This is a genomic window from Shewanella xiamenensis (assembly GCF_024971755.1).
Classification (GTDB): domain Bacteria; phylum Pseudomonadota; class Gammaproteobacteria; order Enterobacterales; family Shewanellaceae; genus Shewanella; species Shewanella xiamenensis.
The window spans coordinates 77107-93775 of sequence record NZ_CP079718.1; the positions used below are offsets into that span (position 1 = coordinate 77107).

At 49.5% G+C, this 16669-nt stretch carries 16 protein-coding genes, 1 tRNA gene and 1 pseudogene; 7 read left to right on the top strand and 11 right to left on the bottom strand.

Going from position 1 to position 16669, the window contains the following annotated elements:
• Positions 1 to 20 precede the first annotated feature (20 nt).
• Entirely contained in the window at positions 21 to 644 is a 624-nt protein-coding gene (locus KXJ80_RS01405) for a LysE family translocator (RefSeq protein WP_218678079.1), read from the top strand.
• Here KXJ80_RS01405 and KXJ80_RS01410 read toward each other — a convergent pair.
• On the bottom strand, positions 641 to 1909 hold the full coding sequence (locus tag KXJ80_RS01410; protein WP_037416320.1) for a mechanosensitive ion channel family protein: 1269 nt from the start codon (positions 1907 to 1909) through the stop codon (positions 641 to 643). The genes KXJ80_RS01405 and KXJ80_RS01410 overlap by 4 nt on opposite strands.
• Before the next feature lie 207 nt (positions 1910 to 2116).
• Between KXJ80_RS01410 and KXJ80_RS01415 the strand changes: the two genes are divergently transcribed.
• Positions 2117 to 2695, top strand: coding sequence for an outer membrane beta-barrel protein (locus tag KXJ80_RS01415; RefSeq protein ID WP_218737649.1), 579 nt, complete (start codon positions 2117 to 2119; stop codon positions 2693 to 2695).
• A 17-nt stretch (positions 2696 to 2712) separates the two neighbouring features.
• Here the strand turns inward: KXJ80_RS01415 and KXJ80_RS01420 are convergent, their stop codons facing one another.
• Positions 2713 to 3105, bottom strand: coding sequence for a DUF1090 domain-containing protein (locus KXJ80_RS01420; RefSeq protein WP_037427934.1), 393 nt, complete (start codon positions 3103 to 3105; stop codon positions 2713 to 2715).
• A gap of 218 nt (positions 3106 to 3323) precedes the next feature.
• Between KXJ80_RS01420 and KXJ80_RS01425 the strand changes: the two genes are divergently transcribed.
• Together KXJ80_RS01425 and KXJ80_RS01430 are read left to right on the top strand one after the other, a co-directional pair.
• Positions 3324 to 3959 carry a DUF3157 family protein gene (locus KXJ80_RS01425; RefSeq protein ID WP_259474517.1) on the top strand — a complete coding sequence of 212 codons (636 nt, stop codon included), beginning with the start codon at positions 3324 to 3326 and terminating at the stop codon, positions 3957 to 3959.
• 136 nt (positions 3960 to 4095) lie between these two features.
• Positions 4096 to 5085 (top strand): DUF481 domain-containing protein, encoded by a 990-nt coding sequence (locus KXJ80_RS01430; RefSeq protein ID WP_037416307.1) that lies wholly within the window; start codon positions 4096 to 4098, stop codon positions 5083 to 5085.
• Here KXJ80_RS01430 and KXJ80_RS01435 read toward each other — a convergent pair whose 3' ends face one another.
• On the bottom strand, positions 5086 to 5685 hold the full coding sequence (locus KXJ80_RS01435) for an MliC family protein (protein WP_370687104.1): 600 nt from the start codon (positions 5683 to 5685) through the stop codon (positions 5086 to 5088).
• 402 nt (positions 5686 to 6087) lie between these two features.
• Between KXJ80_RS01435 and KXJ80_RS01440 the strand changes: the two genes are divergently transcribed.
• Both KXJ80_RS01440 and KXJ80_RS01445 read left to right on the top strand, forming a co-directional pair.
• On the top strand, positions 6088 to 6702 hold the full coding sequence (locus tag KXJ80_RS01440) for a hypothetical protein (protein ID WP_218737652.1): 615 nt from the start codon (positions 6088 to 6090) through the stop codon (positions 6700 to 6702).
• Between the two features lie 116 nt (positions 6703 to 6818).
• Complete coding sequence (locus KXJ80_RS01445; RefSeq protein WP_203432497.1) at positions 6819 to 8144, top strand: M48 family metallopeptidase; 1326 nt, start codon at positions 6819 to 6821, stop codon at positions 8142 to 8144.
• A 65-nt stretch (positions 8145 to 8209) separates the two neighbouring features.
• On the opposite strand, the gene yedF is transcribed toward KXJ80_RS01445, so the two are convergent.
• From yedF to fdhD, 3 genes are all read right to left on the bottom strand, one after another.
• Entirely contained in the window at positions 8210 to 8443 is a 234-nt protein-coding gene (gene yedF / locus KXJ80_RS01450; protein ID WP_011070517.1) for a sulfurtransferase-like selenium metabolism protein YedF, read from the bottom strand.
• The gene (yedE, locus tag KXJ80_RS01455; protein ID WP_218678082.1) at positions 8443 to 9657 is read right to left on the bottom strand and encodes a selenium metabolism membrane protein YedE/FdhT; all 1215 of its coding nucleotides are present in this window, start codon (positions 9655 to 9657) and stop codon (positions 8443 to 8445) included. Before yedE ends, yedF begins: the two co-directional genes overlap by 1 nt.
• A gap of 110 nt (positions 9658 to 9767) precedes the next feature.
• Entirely contained in the window at positions 9768 to 10604 is an 837-nt protein-coding gene (fdhD, locus tag KXJ80_RS01460) for a formate dehydrogenase accessory sulfurtransferase FdhD (protein ID WP_218737653.1), read from the bottom strand.
• A gap of 141 nt (positions 10605 to 10745) precedes the next feature.
• On the opposite strand from fdhD, the gene KXJ80_RS01465 reads away from it, so the two are divergent.
• Positions 10746 to 10840, top strand: a tRNA-Sec gene (locus KXJ80_RS01465).
• 90 nt (positions 10841 to 10930) lie between these two features.
• Here KXJ80_RS01465 and selB read toward each other — a convergent pair.
• The 5 genes and pseudogenes from selB to fdxH all read right to left on the bottom strand — a co-directional run.
• Positions 10931 to 12733: pseudogene (selB, locus tag KXJ80_RS22460) on the bottom strand (selenocysteine-specific translation elongation factor); the annotation flags it as partial.
• Positions 12730 to 14151 (bottom strand): L-seryl-tRNA(Sec) selenium transferase, encoded by a 1422-nt coding sequence (gene selA, locus KXJ80_RS01480; protein WP_218737654.1) that lies wholly within the window; start codon positions 14149 to 14151, stop codon positions 12730 to 12732. The pseudogene selB and the gene selA, both read right to left, overlap by 4 nt.
• 57 nt (positions 14152 to 14208) lie before the next feature.
• Complete coding sequence (gene fdhE, locus KXJ80_RS01485; RefSeq protein ID WP_169548452.1) at positions 14209 to 15117, bottom strand: formate dehydrogenase accessory protein FdhE; 909 nt, start codon at positions 15115 to 15117, stop codon at positions 14209 to 14211.
• Positions 15117 to 15758 carry a formate dehydrogenase subunit gamma gene (locus tag KXJ80_RS01490; RefSeq protein WP_037416279.1) on the bottom strand — a complete coding sequence of 214 codons (642 nt, stop codon included), beginning with the start codon at positions 15756 to 15758 and terminating at the stop codon, positions 15117 to 15119. Before KXJ80_RS01490 ends, fdhE begins: the two co-directional genes overlap by 1 nt.
• The gene (gene fdxH / locus KXJ80_RS01495; protein ID WP_306299125.1) at positions 15755 to 16669 is read right to left on the bottom strand and encodes a formate dehydrogenase subunit beta; all 915 of its coding nucleotides are present in this window, start codon (positions 16667 to 16669) and stop codon (positions 15755 to 15757) included. The genes KXJ80_RS01490 and fdxH overlap by 4 nt, the downstream gene beginning before the upstream one ends.

Genomic DNA, 16669 nt, shown 5'->3' on the forward strand with positions numbered 1-16669 from the left:
CATCTAACTCGGAGCAAAACATGCAGACCGAAACTTGGTTACTCTATCTTTTTGCGATTGTTTTGATTGGTATTTCTCCTGGGCCTATTGCAATGTTGTCTATGTCCCACGGTATTCATTTCGGTAAAAAACGCAGCATAGCCACAGGGCTTGGCAGTGTCAGCGCCGCACTGGTATTAATGGTGGCCTCGGCGGCAGGTTTAGGGGCACTGATCAGCGCCTCGGAATACGGCTTTACCATACTCAAGTGGTGTGGTGGCGCCTATCTGGTGTTTTTGGGTATCAAATTATTGCTCACAAAACAGCACGTTCAGCCATTGGAAGTGGCAAAAAAAGAAGGAAATGGTCAGCCTAAACAACTCTTTAAACAGGCATTTTTAGTAGGGATCAGCAATCCTAAAGACCTACTGTTTTTTGCGGCGTTATTTCCACAATTTATCGATTTAACCGCACCACAATTACCGCAATTGGCGATTCTTGCCCTCACTTGGGCGCTGGTCGACTTTAGCTTTGTAATGATCTACGCCTCGATGGCCAATGTGCTGGCACCTAGCCTTAAGGCCAGCAACAAATTGCATTGGTTTGACCGAACCAGCGGCGGCGTATTTCTTACCCTCGCCGCGATTCTCGTCAGTCGAGACTAGCCCTCGACCTTCACCGATTTCAGACTGCGGATATCGTTACCCGTCGGCGCTTGGAAGGCCTGCAAACCAAACTCAGGCAACACGGCAAAGATATGGTCGAAGATATCCGCTTGTATCGCTTCATAAAAAGCCCAGCGGGTATCATTGGTAAAGATATAAACCTCAATCGGTAAGCCTTCGGTGGTCGGTGCCAATTGGCGCACCATCAGGGTCATATCCTTATGCACTTTATCGTGGCGTTGCAGGTATTCCTGCAAATAAGCGCGGAAAGTCCCCACGTTGGTCAAATGGCGACCATTGACCATCATATCCAGATCCGACACTTTAGCATTCGACGCTTGGATCTCGCTGATCTTGGCGGGGAAATACTCTTTCAAACAATTGATTTTACTCAGGCGATTTCGATCTTCCTCAGTTAAAAACTTAATACTGTTGATATCGATATTAACCGCACGTTTGATACGTCGCCCGCCCGATTCGGACATACCACGCCAGTTACGGAACGCATCCGAGACTAACGCATAGGCGGGGATCATGGTGATGGTCTTATCCCAGTTACGTACTTTAACTGTAGTTAAGGACACTTCCTCCACCGCGCCATCAGCGCCGTACTTATCCATTTGGATCCAGTCGCCCTTGCTTACCATGCGGTTGGCTGCGAGCTGAATCCCTGCGACAAAGCCTAAAATCGTGTCGCGGAACACTAACATTACAAAACCCGTCGCTACACCTAAGCCGCTGAGGAAGTACACAGGAGACTGATCGGCGAGCACAGAAAGGGACACGATAAGGCCGACAAAGAATAGGAACAACTTAAACAACTGCACAAAGCTTTTAACCGGTAGACGGCGGCTGACCAGATTGATGTCAGAGATTTCATTAACCGCATCAAGCCCCGCGTAGATAGCGCGGATCATCAATACCACCAGCCAGATACTCAGTAGGCGATCAACTAAGCCGCTAAGTACCGGATGCTCTGTTAAGGTTATAGGCACCAGCAGATTGAGCACGATAGCGGGCACTAACATCGCCAGCTTTTCGAGCACTTTATAGCGCATAAACACATCGTCCCACGTCACTCTAGATCGCAGGATCACCATGTTAACCGCGCGGATCACCCCACGGCGCATAATAAAATAGGCAATGGCCGCTACTAACACGCAAGCAAGCAGCATAATGCTGGTTGATATTCCGTCGGATGGTTGACTGTCAATTCCCAAACCCGTTAACCATGCCGAAATTTCGAGCCTTATTTCCTGATCCACAATTCACTCCAATTTAGGCGCTAGCGCAACAAAGTCATACAAAGGAAACAACTGAGTTACCCTCAGTTAAATATCCCTTTAAAAACACTCACCATAAGATACGAAAATTTTACAACCAATTATTTTAAAAGAGATTTTAGCATTTTGAATTGACCACACACAAAAGGAAATGAACAATAATCCACCTGCTACCAAGGAAGCCATCCCATGTATCGTCATTTAGCTAAATTCGCCTATCTTAGCATTGGGCTACTGAGCCTATGCCAACCGCTACAGGCAACGGAATATAACACTTCAAATCATCTGATGATGCCAGATAAATCAGTTGAGAGAACCACCACTCCCTATGTAGCGCTGATGCTCGATTACGTTCCCGCAGAAGATAATCTCTACGGAATCACCCTTGCGCCCTATCATTTCGATGATGATTATCAGCGATGGGGTTATTACCTTGGTTATGCCCGCAGTCGTGAAACCGATATTGAGGTGCCAGAACCCGCTCTATCACATCGACAAGAAAGCCTCTGGCGCTTAGGCTTAAGCTACAGTTTAACCAATGACTTTAGCATTTATGCGGGCGGCAGCCTCTATATCAGCACCACAGCTTATACCAACAATATTTCACCCCGCATTGTCGATGGCAAACCCTCGTTGGAAGAAGATAAGTCCAAACATTGGGGTGCCGAAGCAGGCCTAAGATATCGCCTAACAGAGCATGTCATGCTGAGTGCAGGTTATAACTCCAGCACTGAATCGACCATTTTGAGCATAGGGTATGCGGGTTAAACCGAAAGAGTCCGAAGTTATTGTGCGAGCTCTGCTCTAGCCTTAGCAAGCTCAGATTCAACTTCTGCAATCTTTTGGCGTTTTTTATTGATTTTATCCATAGGCTTACCATCGGCAATCGCTTCGGTAAGCTCATGCTGGCGCTCGGCTAATTTAGCCTCTAAGACCTCAATTTTAGCTAAACGCTCGGCAGTTAAGCTGTCATCGTCACAATGGTTTGCGACCTCACTATAGGCCTTTTCTAGCCCTGCCACTTTGTGCTGATGACCAGCAGCCTTAGCCTCAGTGAGTTCAGCACTTATAGCCGCTAATTTTGCAGCACAGCCCGTTTTAAGAGGCTCATCTGCCCAGGTTACAGCACTGAAAATCAAGCCGATAACGAGTCCATAAGTACGATGTTTACCTTGCATTTTACTCTCCTCTACAGACGTTTATAGACAATCCGACTCTATGACAACGCCCTGATACTTTTTATCCCTAAGCGCATACCTTAAACTCAGTCTGCCCTCTCTTACGGCTAAATCCGCTTTATTCATCAAAACGCGACTTAGACAGTGACGAATATGCTGCAAATTGTTTATGTTAGGGCAGAATGTTGACTCAGATGGATACCGGAGCCAGAAAATCAATGCAAACCTCATTTCGCCTTAGCGCACTTAGTTCACTCTTATTGCTCTCATCCTCAGTGATGGCAGCCGATGTGGACACCATTACCCTTGAGAATGGCGCTCAGGTCAGACTAAAAGACGACTTTACCTGGGAATATATCATCACAGAGACCAAAGCCGCTAAAGCGCCAGCTGTTGCCACAGTTGCGGCCCCAAGTTCTACTGTAACAACAGCCGCAGCGGCAGTAGCCAGCAGCACATCCGCCGTTGAAGCAACCCAACCTGTCACAACCTTGACCGCCAATGCCATCGCCAGACCCGAGATCTTAGGCTCTACTGCCAAAGACGGCATTAAAGTCACCTTCAGCGAGAGCCAATGGAAGCAGGATAAACTCGGCTTGACCTTTGAGCTTGCCAGCACCAGCGGCGAGCACGTGACTTTAGTTGAGGTCGAAGCGAGCTTCTTTACCGACGATGGCACCTTGCTCAAAACCGAAAAACTGGAAGTCTGGGAAGCGATTTTCCGCATGCCAGAAACCTACCTACGTAAGGGCGAGCAACGTAAGAGCCCTGTGATTTGGGTTGAAGGCGTTGACAAAAACCGTTGGCAGAAACAATTGCTCAATCTCAAAATCACCGAAATCAATTCTCGTTGATCCTTAAGCAAGATAGGAATTGGGTGCTAACATCCAATTCCTGAAATCTTCGCCTATTGTTATTGCCTTACTCTGCGCCATATAGGCTAGAATGCCCAAATCTTCGACACTGTTTATTTTTTAGAGCCAGCCACTAATGCCAAATCACTTTTCTAGGTTATCTGTAGCCATATTACTGGCAGGCTTAAGTGGGCAAAGTCTGGCAGATACTGTGTTACTGAGAAATGGCGATAAAATCACTGGCGAAATTAAAAGCTTTGACGAAGCACACTTAGTTATCAAACCCAGTTATTCCCCCAAAATATCCATAGAGCGTAGCGCGATTAAAAGCTTTGAAACCACCCAAAATCAGCATTGGAGCATCAACCGTACGCTACAAGATGTGAGCATAAAATCCTCCGAACTCGATGGGTTTGTTCAGGTTAACAATAAACAAATTCCCATTAGTGAGCTGGTGTATTCAGACCGAAAAAGTGACTCAGAATGGCGCTATAGTGGCAGTGTTGAGGCCGCACTCGATGTCACCAGCCACAGCAAAAATACCCAAAAACTCCATGCAAAAAGCGATATCACAGCCGAAACCTTGCAATGGCGCCATAACCTGAAAAGTGAAGTGCGCTATGAAACCGAAGGTAACGCCACCAAACGTAATACGATTGAAGGCCACTACAGCCTTGACTACCTCATCAGTGAACATTGGTTATTGCGGCAAGAAGATTATTTTCAAGAAGATAGACTCGACTTCCCAATTAGCAACTATTACGCCGCGATTGGTCCGGGTTATCGGTTTTGGGGAATAGGACGAGATAAACTGGACTTTGTTGTTACATACAACCATTTTTGGTTGGATACCCAAATATTTACCTATCAACTCAACGCTTGGGCATCCACGCTCAACTATAAACAATATTGGTTTGATGGCGTATTGGAGACCTATGCCGATCTCCAAATCGCCTTTCCTGACACACCAACCATTGATTATATTTCGGACTCAACATTTGGGCTTAAGTATCTACTGACTCAGCAAATTTACCTCTCATTCAAGTATGATATCAATGAGACTAAAACCTCGATACGCCATGTTCGGGATGTCAGTTATAACCTAGGGCTTGGTGTTAATTTTTAATCATTTAGCTGTTTTGACCGTACAGGTCATTTCTGGCGCTTCATATCCCCAGACAATTTTGGCTTCGCCATGGTGTTCCCACAAGCTCTCGTTTCTCCCCTGATACTTAGCGCCGCTGCCACTAGGCTGAATAAACATCAAGGAAGTTTGATCGCCATACTCTGCAATTAAGGTGGCAGGTTCAGTATTAAAGTAACTGACCACGACTTCATTGGCAGGGTTGCCATCGCAGGCATAAAATACTGGGCCAGTCATCTCAACGAGGCGATATTGCGCCTGTAACTCTGCAATCCGAGTTTGGTAACTCGATTCAATACACGCATGTTTATCGTCGCTTTTCCAACATTCGTTGCGGCCTTTTACCCAACCCCGTTGCATCGCTTTTAACGTTGGTGGCTGTTCATTTTTCGCTTTTTCAGTGGCCTTGGCATAGACCTCGGCCAATTGTTTATCTAACTTAGTTAAGCCCGCATCCTTACACACCATATCTTCGATACTGTCCGGCTGTACTTTACTACAGTCAAAGGAAGGCTTTTCAGCCGCAATAGCAGGCATACTCAAGGCGATGGCTAAAAACCCCGCTATTCCTGCGATTTGCATATTGATTATCTTAGTTAACCTCATACTCTTGAGTCCCTTATATCAACGACCAATCACTATTCATTGCCATAGCTAACGCCATCTCAGCTTAACCTAAGCTGACTTAAGCAAAATACGCTTATCAAACTGGCAAAAAACAGCACTACTCCACAAATAACCACTCAATGCCTGTTCCGCAATCAAGCAGTGTTTAACAAACTCGACTAAGTGTAGTGCAGCCTGATGGGTTATCCCAAAAGTGTCCACTGAACGGACACATTGAGACTGAACGCGCGGACACATTTAGGCTCGCCAGGCGGACACTTTCTACATGTGAATGATAAATAAAGAATATTTTATTGGCATGGACTCTGCTTATACAGGTGAGTTAATCACAAACACTTATTCATACAAGGAAGCATTATGAACACACGCACTAAAGTATTCGGCGGCTTATTGATCCTCGCACTCATCCCCTGTGGAATTTGGGCTACACAGCAGACAATCACTCAGTCATCGACCGAAGCCAATATTTCAATCAATAGCAGTAATTATCCTGACTTTTCGTGGATTTATGTACGCCAAGATGGTGAGCTCACGATAGGCGCGGGTGAAAGCCAAGATTGGAACACACTCAAACAACAAGGCAATTCTTACCAAACGGATTACCTGTGGGTTAAGACTGGCGGAAACCGCTATGTGATTACCGATCCAGCCCTTGTAAATCAAGTGAAAGAGGCCGTGCGCCCAATGCAGATCCAAGGCGAAAAAATGCAGCGTCTAGGCGAACAAATGCAAGTAAAGGGTGATGCTATCAGTGCCGAAACCAACAACCTCTTAGTCAATCTCGCCTCAGGTGAAAAAGATGCTGAGAGTAACGCGCAAATTGAAAGCCTAGGCGCATCGATGGAAGTGATGGGCAAAGAGATGGAGCAACTCGGCGATGAACACCAAAAGCTAGTTAATATAGCCGAAAAGCAGGTTTACGAACTGGCGCAAAACGCGATTAAAAATGGCACCGCCGTATTGGCACCTTAAGCCATTTTTAGCACGAAAAGGTAAATTATCGGTTATTCCAGTTATAGAGATTGAATTTCCTAGTGAAATTGACTATTTTCACGCCGCTTTATTATTTCACTAGGAAAAGGATCAACATGGAACAAGTGGTTAGTGCAGGGAACGACAACCCTATTCAAATGACCGATACCGTCTATTCGAAGGAAAAGTCACTCTTTACAATTTTAGCGATTATTTCAGGACTGATTTGGGCCGTGCTTATCATAGCCACTAAAGGTCTCGCCCTGATTTATGTGCTGATGTTTTTTATTATCTACCTCTTCACCCACTCGGCGTTTATCAGCTACTTAAAGGGAACGGCGGTTGAGATTAGCCCTGAGCAGTTCCCCGATTTACACAAGCAATACCTCGCCTGCTGTGAGCGTTTAGAGATTAAAGAACCACCGCGCGCCTATCTGTTAGCCGCCGATGGTATGTTAAACGCCCTCGCAACCCGCTTTTTGCGCCGCAACTACATAGTGCTGTTCTCATCAATAGTGGATGCACTTGAGTCGGATAAAGACGCAATTAACTTTTATATCGGTCATGAGCTTGGCCATATTCGCCGTAACCATATTGGCAAAGAACCGCTGTTAGTGTTTGCCACTTGGCTGCCATTGATCGGCGCCGCCTATGCTCGCGCATGTGAATATACCTGTGATTTACACGGCTTGCGCTGCTGCAATAGCTTACGTTCAGCCACCAATGCGGTTGCCGTACTCGCCGCCGGGGTTGAGCAGTGGAAACGGATGAATGTCGATCAATATATTCGTCAAACCCAAGAATCGAGCGGCTTTTGGATGTCTTTCCATGAGATCAATAGCAGCTATCCTTGGCTGACTAAACGCATGGCAAGAGTACAAGCAACCGCACAAGGCAAAGTGTATACGGCGCCTTCTCGCAGTGTATTTGCCTATCTCTTTAGTTTGTTTATGCCACGTATGGGCACAGCAGGCGGCGGGATTATCATCCTTGCGGCGATTATCGGTGTGGCAGCAGCGGTCGCGATTCCCGCCTATAAGGAATACCAAGAAAAAATGGGCGCAGAAGTAAGTTATGAGGCGCCAACTGATCAAACTCCGGCTTTAACTTTGACAGTTCCCGATACCGATGCTGCGGTTAAACATATAGATCAATTACATCAGTCATTAACGCCCATTACAGATACTTTAACGGCCTACTACCAAGCCCACAAAGCTTGGCCGACAGAATTGGAAGTCCTTGGACTCACGGATGCACAACTGGCCACCTTTAATCTCTACACCGATGGCATAGTCGGGTTTGTGGGCGGCGAACCCCTAGGGGATTATCAAGACTATGAGGTGTACCTATCGCCACAAGTCGACGAGCAGGATAATGTGACTTGGGTATGTAGCAGTAATGGTATTCCCGACGAGTATTTACCCGTTGATTGCCAAGGCTAAAAACCAAAAGCGCTGCTAATGCAGCGCTTTTCATTTGCCGTGATGGCCTTATTCTAATGGCTCAATTAACGCTGGATCAGATAACGAATCGTTGGTCCGTTCTGCTCAATTTCCAGCACTTTATAGCCATGATTCTTGGCATCGAGTGGAATATTATTGATTGACTGCGGGCAGTCACTGATCACTTCTAATATCTCCCCCGGTTTCAGTGTCGGCATGGCCTCAAGGGTGGCCACAGCAGGATAAGGGCAAGGCTCGCCCACCATATCGAGTTGATAATCTGGAATATATTGACTCATTACGCCGCCTCCGCAATCAATTGTTCATCTCGCTTCGCCTTGCGAGCAAAGAAACGTTTTTCCCACAGCAACATGGCCGCAAACGACAATGCCAGCAGCAGATAAGTCACTAATAAGCCTCCCTTATCGCCAAAGCTGGTCAGTAAATTAACTTTGTCCCAGTTGGTTGCTAATGGCTGAGCGATATCATCCCAGTAATAGGCCAGCAGGGTTGAACCGAGCACGTTACCTAAGCCCACCCACCAGAAATGTACTTGGCCTTCGACGGCACGGTACATCCAGCCCGTCTCACAACCACCCGCCAGCACAATGCCAAAGCCAAACAACAGGCCGCCGATCACCGCATTCGGGCCAGCCCACATGATTTTCGGCGGCACACCTAATTGCACATAGCTATAAATCCCGATGGCACTCACCGCCATACCGAGAATAATCGCCTTAGCCATATGGGTGCGTCCGGTGATCCACATATCGCGAAATGCCGAGGTGAAGCAGATTTGCGCCCGTTCAATCAACAAGCCAAATCCCACACCGCAGAGCATGGCGATACCCAGCTTAGGCGCATTGAACATGGTTAATAATCCCCAGCCGATAATGGCTGCGAACACTAACATACCGATGCGAAAACGCCGTCTGGCTTGGTTTTCATCCTGTTTGACCGAAGACGCCTTATCGACTTTCTTCAATTTCACTGGAATACGGAACATGGGTAGCAGCGTAAAGCGCGCACCAAAGTAAGAGCCCGCCGCCGTCGCGAGGGCAAAAAACCACGCGTGTAAGGAAAACTGCGGAATACCAGTAAAGAAAGCCGCTAAGTTACAGCCCATCGCCAAGCGCGCACCAAAGCCGGCAATAATACCGCCAATTAATGCCTGAGCGATGCGGATACGGCTCTGTGGCATACGCAGTTTAACGTTATTGGCCCACAGTGCCGCCGCAATACAGCCACCAAACATACCGATGATCATCATGCCGTCGATGCGGTCTAAGGGAGACCCCTGTAAACCTATCACCTTGAAATAACCCCAGGTTTCAGGATTGGCACCCACCAATTGCAGCAAATGCCCACCCCAGCGAGTAAATTCCCCCGTCACCGCCCAGAAGGTGCCCGTTAAACCAAAATAGTAAGTAGAAAGGATACCGGCGGCAATTACCGCAGGCATTGGCGCCCAAAATCGGATCAGATATTGTTGTTTAAATTGTTGCCATGTCATGTCATTACCCTAATGAACGAGACTATAAAAAATAAGCGCAATACGCTTATAACCTGTGTGCCAGAGTGATTGAAGTCGTTCGACAACTTCAATCTCAAGTGGCCTCACGCTTAAATGGCTTTAGCTAAGCTGACACACTGCTGCCCCAACAGGCGATAACCGTGGGTGTAAAGCGTTGCCCTGCCATTACGGCAAAAACCGATAAGCGTGATATTGCTTTTCTCTGCTAATTCCAACGCCAGTGAAGTCACGGCGGACATAGCAAACAGAATTTGGATATTGGCACTAGCGGCCTTTTGCACCATTTCGAAACTGGCACGGCTGGTGAGCAATACGGCGACGGGACGCTGTGCCTTACGCATTGAGAATCCGCCGATTAATTTATCCAGTGCAATGTGCCGACCAATGTCCTCAAAGGCGGCGATGATTTGTCCGTCTTGATCTAAGCCCATGGCAGCATGGGTCGCCCCAGTGAGCTTAAAGTGATGCTGATTTTCCTTAAGTTGCCCAAGAGCGATTTGAAGATGATCGATATCAAATCTGGCATCCGAGTCGACGCGGATAACAGGTTTTACCGCCTCTTCTAACTGAGCCACACCGCAAAGACCACAGCCAGTACGCCCCGCCATATTGCGCCGCTGCTGCTTGAGTTCCATAAAACATCTTTGGGTGATCTCCACCTGAATGAGCACGCCTTCAGGAGTGAATTCCAGATCCACCCCTTTGATTTCGTTCACATGGGAAACAATCCGCTCCGACAAGGTAAAGCCAATGGCAAACTCTTCGAGGTTTTCGGGGCTGGCTAACATCACAGTGTGGGAAATGCCGTTGTAGACCAGCGCCACACGCACCTCGTTGGCGACATAATCAGTTAACTCCGATGCCTGTCCCTGTTCTAAAAGGGTCACTTTTATTTCAGTAACCACAGCGTGTGAATGATATTCCATAGCGACCCTCTAAACTCATAAATTCAAATAAAAACAATTAGTTTGCTTGTAAAATACGACTTAAGTCACAAACCACTTAATGAAATGCAAATACGCTTGATTCATGTTTACGCATTTTCTACTATCGAGTTGTCTTCTATTGGAAGAACGTCGTCTCCGGTGAGGCGTCCGGATTTCAAATCCGGGTAGGGCTGCCAGCAGTCCTGGGTAGGTTCGACTCCTATGTTCTTCCGCCAATTCTCATGGGAATAAAACAGTTCCCCATCCCGAATTTCCCGGCTGTTACTGCGAAACTTCCTGCGGGTAAAACCGCTGCGGTCAAAAAACTCCAGCAATTGAATGCTGACCTTGCGGCCGAGGCCAATCAGTTCCTTAAACTCTGCGGTTTCAAGCTTGCCGTGGGTGTCCACGTGCTCACGCACCAGATTGGCGTAGTGGCACAACTGCTCACTCAGCAAATATCTGTCCTTCACCACCGCGGTAATAAAGCCCTGTTGCACCAGTTGAAAACATAGCAATCTAAGTTTGGCGGGCTCGAGTTCCAGATATTCCCCCATCTCAGTCACCCACACAGGCGACGTTTGCTGCGCCAGCCAAGGGGCCAAGAGTTGCCAGCACTGCTGCGCCTCGCTATCAAGAACAATTTTGTGATCCGCCAACTGCAGCAAGGCACCGCGCAACACCATCAGCCCTTCTTGGCAGAGGCTATCGAGCACCTTATTGGCAAGCTCGTTGGGTAATAGACTGTGGCTCATACGTTGCAGACGATTACGCCCCGGCCCTAATTGGTCTGGGTGCTGTTGGTGATACTCACGTAACAGCTCAATAAATTGCTGTTTTTCTTGCTCAAGTAACTGAGTCGATAGCCCGTAGGCGCCAATTCGAGTCAGCCCCGCCTGCGCTAACATGGCGGCCAGCCCTTCATCGGTTAGCTGCCAGCGCCAATGGATTTCATCGATACTGAACGCCTCAGTCTGGCCGAGTAGCGCCAGCACATTCACCGGATTGGTGAGCTTGGCCAGCTGTTGCAGCTTACTGACACGCTCAAGCGTACGCTTCTTACGATTGGGAACTTTTAATGCCAGCACCCGCCCCGCGCCCAGCGTTTGCTTACCACCAATATGCCTGAGCACTATCGGATCGTCTTGGCATAACAGTAGTGGCTTATCCAGCACAATTTCGGCCAGATAACGCCCCTGCTCATCGGCTTCATCCAGAAGCGATACTCGCCCCAAGGTATGGTCGGCGCCGTGGTGACAATGCACATTTTGCCAATGGCTGATGGGTTCGAAACTGCGAATTTGCACTACAGGTCTGGCGCACAACTCGGCTTGTGGCAGGCTACTCAACCAGTCGCCGCGGGCGGGCGCCCTATGGTTATCAACACCAGTAAGATTCAACGCGACCCGAGTGCCGCTTAAGGCCCTGTGGACTTCCATCCCTTGGCAATGAATGCCGCGCACTCGTAGTTTGGCCTTTTGGCCTGAACTGTAGAGACTATCGCCGACACACACACTGCCGCTAATCACAGTGCCAGTGACCACACAGCCGGCGCCTTTAACGCTAAAGGCGCGATCGAGCGTCATCCTAAAACTGCTAGCATCTTCCGCTTGGGTCGATTGCTGCTCGGCAATCTCTAAAATATGTTGCTTAAGGGTTTCTACCCCCGAATCACCTGCATCATTCGCGCAAACCTCAAACACGCCGCTGGCCTCGATACCGTATTCGGCAAGCAGCGCCATCCCCTCTGAAGCCAACTTGGCGGCGGTTTGGTCATCGACCAAATCCCGCTTGGTTAGCACTAAGGTCAAACTATTGAGCGGTAGGAGGGCGAGGATTTGCAGATGCTCGCGGGTTTGCGGCATCACCCCGTCGTCACAGGCCAACACCAGCAGCGCGTGGCGCACATGGCTCACGCCCACCAGCATGTTATTGATGAATTTTTCATGGCCGGGCACATCGATAAAGGCTAAGCGAGTGCCATCTCGCAGTGGCATAAAGGCGTAACCAAGATCGATAGTCATACCACGGCGTTTTTCTTCGGGGAGCCTGTCGGTGTTCATCCCCGTTAAGGCACGGATCAGCGTGCTCTTGCCGTGGTCGACGTGGCCCGCGGTGACCATAATCATAGCTGCACACCTAAGGTGCTGAGTTCGGCCAATAATTCGGCCTCATCATCGATACCACGCAAATCGAGGCGAAGTTGATCTTGGGTCATTCGGCCAATCACAGGCCGCTGCGCCTGCTTAAAATGCTGCTCGAGCAGCGTTAAACTGCCGCCCTCTTGCGCGTTAAAGCACAGGGCGATTGAGGGCAAAAAGGTATCGGGCTGCGAACCGCTACCGACTTGGGTTTGGCACTCCACTAATTCGATGCCATAGCTCGGGGCAAACAGCGGTGCTAAGGCGCGCTGCAGGCGCTCACCGATTTGACGCAACTCAGCTTGGCTGCGGGCAAATTTAGCCATAATCGGCAGCTCCCGATCTAAGGTTTCGGGGTTGAGATAGTGGATCAGCGTAGCCTCTAGCGCCGCGAGAATCAGCTTGTCGCAGCGCAATGCACGCTTCAGCGGATGACTTTGAAGCTTATTAATCAACGCCTGTTTACCGACAATCAAACCCGATTGCGGGCCTCCAAGGAGTTTATCGCCGGAGAAGCTAACCAAATCGACCCCATCCGCCAGCATGGCTTGGGGAGTCGGCTCTTGTTTCAGGCCAAAACGGCGTAAGTCTGTGAGTGAACCACTGCCAAGATCCGAGATCAACGCAATACCGCGCTCGCGGCAAAGTTGGCCTAATCTGGCCTCATCCACCGAGGCGGTAAAGCCACTGATATGGTAGTTGCTAGTATGCACCTTCATGATAGCTGCGGTATTTTCGGTGATCGCCTGCTCATAGTCCTTAAGGTGAGTACGGTTAGTACTGCCGACCTCCACTAAGGTGCAGCCCGCTTGGCGCATAATGTCTGGAATGCGAAAGGCGCCGCCGATTTCCACCAGCTCACCGCGGGAGACAATCACTTCTTTGCCCGCCGCGACCGCCGACAACATCAGCAGCACAGCGGCGGCGTTATTATTCACTACGCAGCAGGCTTCAGCTCCTGTTAGGCGCTGGATTAACCCACTAATAGCATTATCTCGATGGCCGCGCTCACCGGCGGCTAATTCAAATTCCAGCGGTGTGGGATAACGCATCACAGAGCTCACTGCACGAATAGCCGCCTCAGACTGCTGGGCGCGACCAAGATTGGTGTGCAGGATTGTTCCCGTGAGGTTCCACACGGGCTTGAGACTATGGCTATAGTCCTTAGACAATTGATCAACCAAATATCCGCTCAATAACGCCGGATTAGCACACCAAGCGGGCAAGCGCCGCTCTTGGGCAATCAGCTCACGCGCTGTGCGTAACTGAGTATCCAACGCCGCTTTTACTGCTGCTTTACCATAGCGTTGCAGCAAAGGGGCTAACGCCGCATCGGCGAGCAAACTGTCCATCGACGGCAGCGCGCGGTACAGGGCTTGGGGTGTATCGGGTACTTGGGTCATCATTTGTATCATCTTGATAAATATAAGGGGAAGAGCTCAGTGAGCCCTTCCCGACTTTGGTTATTGCTCAGTTTCGTGGGCCAGTAGCAATGGATTGACCGTGGTCGCTCCAAAGCCCTTGGCATTTAGCTCACTGTCGAGCATCAGGGTCGCTAAGTCGTCGGCCGCCACATCCATCAGCGGTGACTTTTCAACGAACAGCATCTTGGTGTAACCATGACATTCGTCGCAGCTCTCGATGCGCACCTGCGCCTTGGCATCATCAAATGACCAGAGCGTCGTCCCTTTATCCTGACCACAGCTAGTGCAATGGGCGCGAATGTAGTGCCATTCGCTCTCGCACAAACTGCAATGCAGATAACGCAGACCCGCTCTCGGCTGGTCGACGATTACGCTCGCCACAGGATGACACCCGCAAATCGGGCATAGGTTCTGCTGCACGACTTTGCGTTGATCGATCCGTTTAATCACCATAGGTGCCCAATGGGACCAGTAGACCCCCATCGCCGCCCAGATAAACAAACTAAAGCGTGCAGGCACTGCGCTCATATGTCCCTGACGCAATGCACTGCCCCAGGAGGTGAGTTGTTCTGGAGATTGCTGCATCAACAACCGCAGCACTCGCGCCATATCCTCATCCACCTGCGGCAGCAGATCGCTTAACAGTTGTTGTAGCAGTCCTTGCCAATAGCTATCTGCCTCTGAACCCAAGTGGGAAAGCGGAATCGCTTCATCTTTCCCCCAAGCGAGAAGCTGACCGAAGTCAGCCTCCGCCGCCAATCTGGCCTGAATCGCAACCACACGGCGGCATAGCTCAAAGTAGTCGGCCAGCGGCGAGTCCTTGGCCAACGACAACAAACGCTGCGCCCGTCTGTGATACACAGTTTTAGGGTCCACCGCCTTTAAGGGTTTAAGCTCCAGCGGCGATTCGCTGCCGGGGACCATAGGTATCTCGGCTGTATGACTCATTAATGTTTCTCCACGTCCGAATGTTCATCCAACATCAGCGGATGATGTTTACGGCACCAAGCCTTAGAGACCTTGCCGTAAAGCATGCCTGTGATAGAACCTTCCACCCAGGTCGCCATCCAAAAGTGCACCATCACAAACATCAGCATGATCAAGGCACAAATGGCATGCAGCACGATCGCCCAGCCCACCACAGTGGCCGAGAAGTAAGGTGCAAAGTAGGGTTGCCACATGATGAATCCCGTCACGGTTAAGGTGATAGAAGTCAACACAAAGGCACGGAACAGCACTTTTTGACCAGGGTTGTAATGGCCGATAGGCGGGATTTTTTCCTCGTTCTCGAACATCACGTCCTTGATGGCGAGCATCCAAGCCAGATCGTGTTTTTCCCATTTGTTGTGGTGGTAATAACGCACCAACATCAACATCAGCGGTAAACACATCATCAGGCCGGCAATTGGGTGAATAAACTTCGCCAATTGCGGCGTGCCCGCTATCGCGCCCAACCATTGGAAGGAGGGATAGAAGAAGGAAAAGCCCGTCAGAAACGTGACTAGCCCCACGGCCACAATGAACCAATGACAGATGCGGTCGAACAGCTTGTGACGCACTATCATTTCTTGCTTATTATGCTTGCTCATTTCTTGGCCTCCTCTTCCTGCTTAACCTCTTCCTCTGGCGGTTGATAGCCGGGTTGGTCCTCTTCCACTATGTTGCGACCGACGGTGATCTTATGCAGGCAGGCCACAGCCGCCGTTGCAAGAAGTCCGACAGTACCTAGTGGTTTCACCCAGTCCTGCCACAGGGTGACAGACAATGGGATTTGCGGATCCTTTGGCATTTCGTAGGTTTCAGGCTGAGTGACATCGTGCAATATCATCAGCATGCCTGTGCCACCCACGCCCTCAGGGTTGTAGAGTCCCGCCTTGGCAAAACCACGTTCTTTCAGCTCGTTAACTCGCTTTTCGGAGGCGAATAGCATGTCTTCGCGCGTACCAAAACGCAGCGCACCCGTGGTACAGGACTTAACACAGGAAGGTTCTAGCCCAACAGCCAAGCGGTCAGAACACATAGTGCACTTGTAGGCCTTGTTGTCGACGGCGCTGATCTTCGGGATATCGAATGGGCAGGCACTGGCACAATAACCACAGCCAATACATTTGTCCGAATCGAAATCCACAGTGCCATTAGCATGCTGAATGATTGCGCCAGAGGTCGAACAAGCCTTTAAGCAAGCGGGATCGGCGCAGTGCATACAAGCACTGTGGGTAAACTGCCAACGTAATTTGCCTTGGTCTTCGATCTCGTTGAACTTCATCAAGGTCCAGCACTCTGGAGACAGAGATGCAGGGTTTTGATAAGTACCTTGGAACGACCCCACCTCTTCACGCAGGTCATTCCATTCTGAGCAAGCTACCTGACAGGCTTTACAACCATTACACTTAGTCGCGTCAAACAGCTTCGCAATTTGCTTCACGCCACCCACTCTCGCCTGTGCAGGCGGAGTGGCTTGCGAAGTGCCGGAACGTTGAATGATATCTTGAGTCGCCAT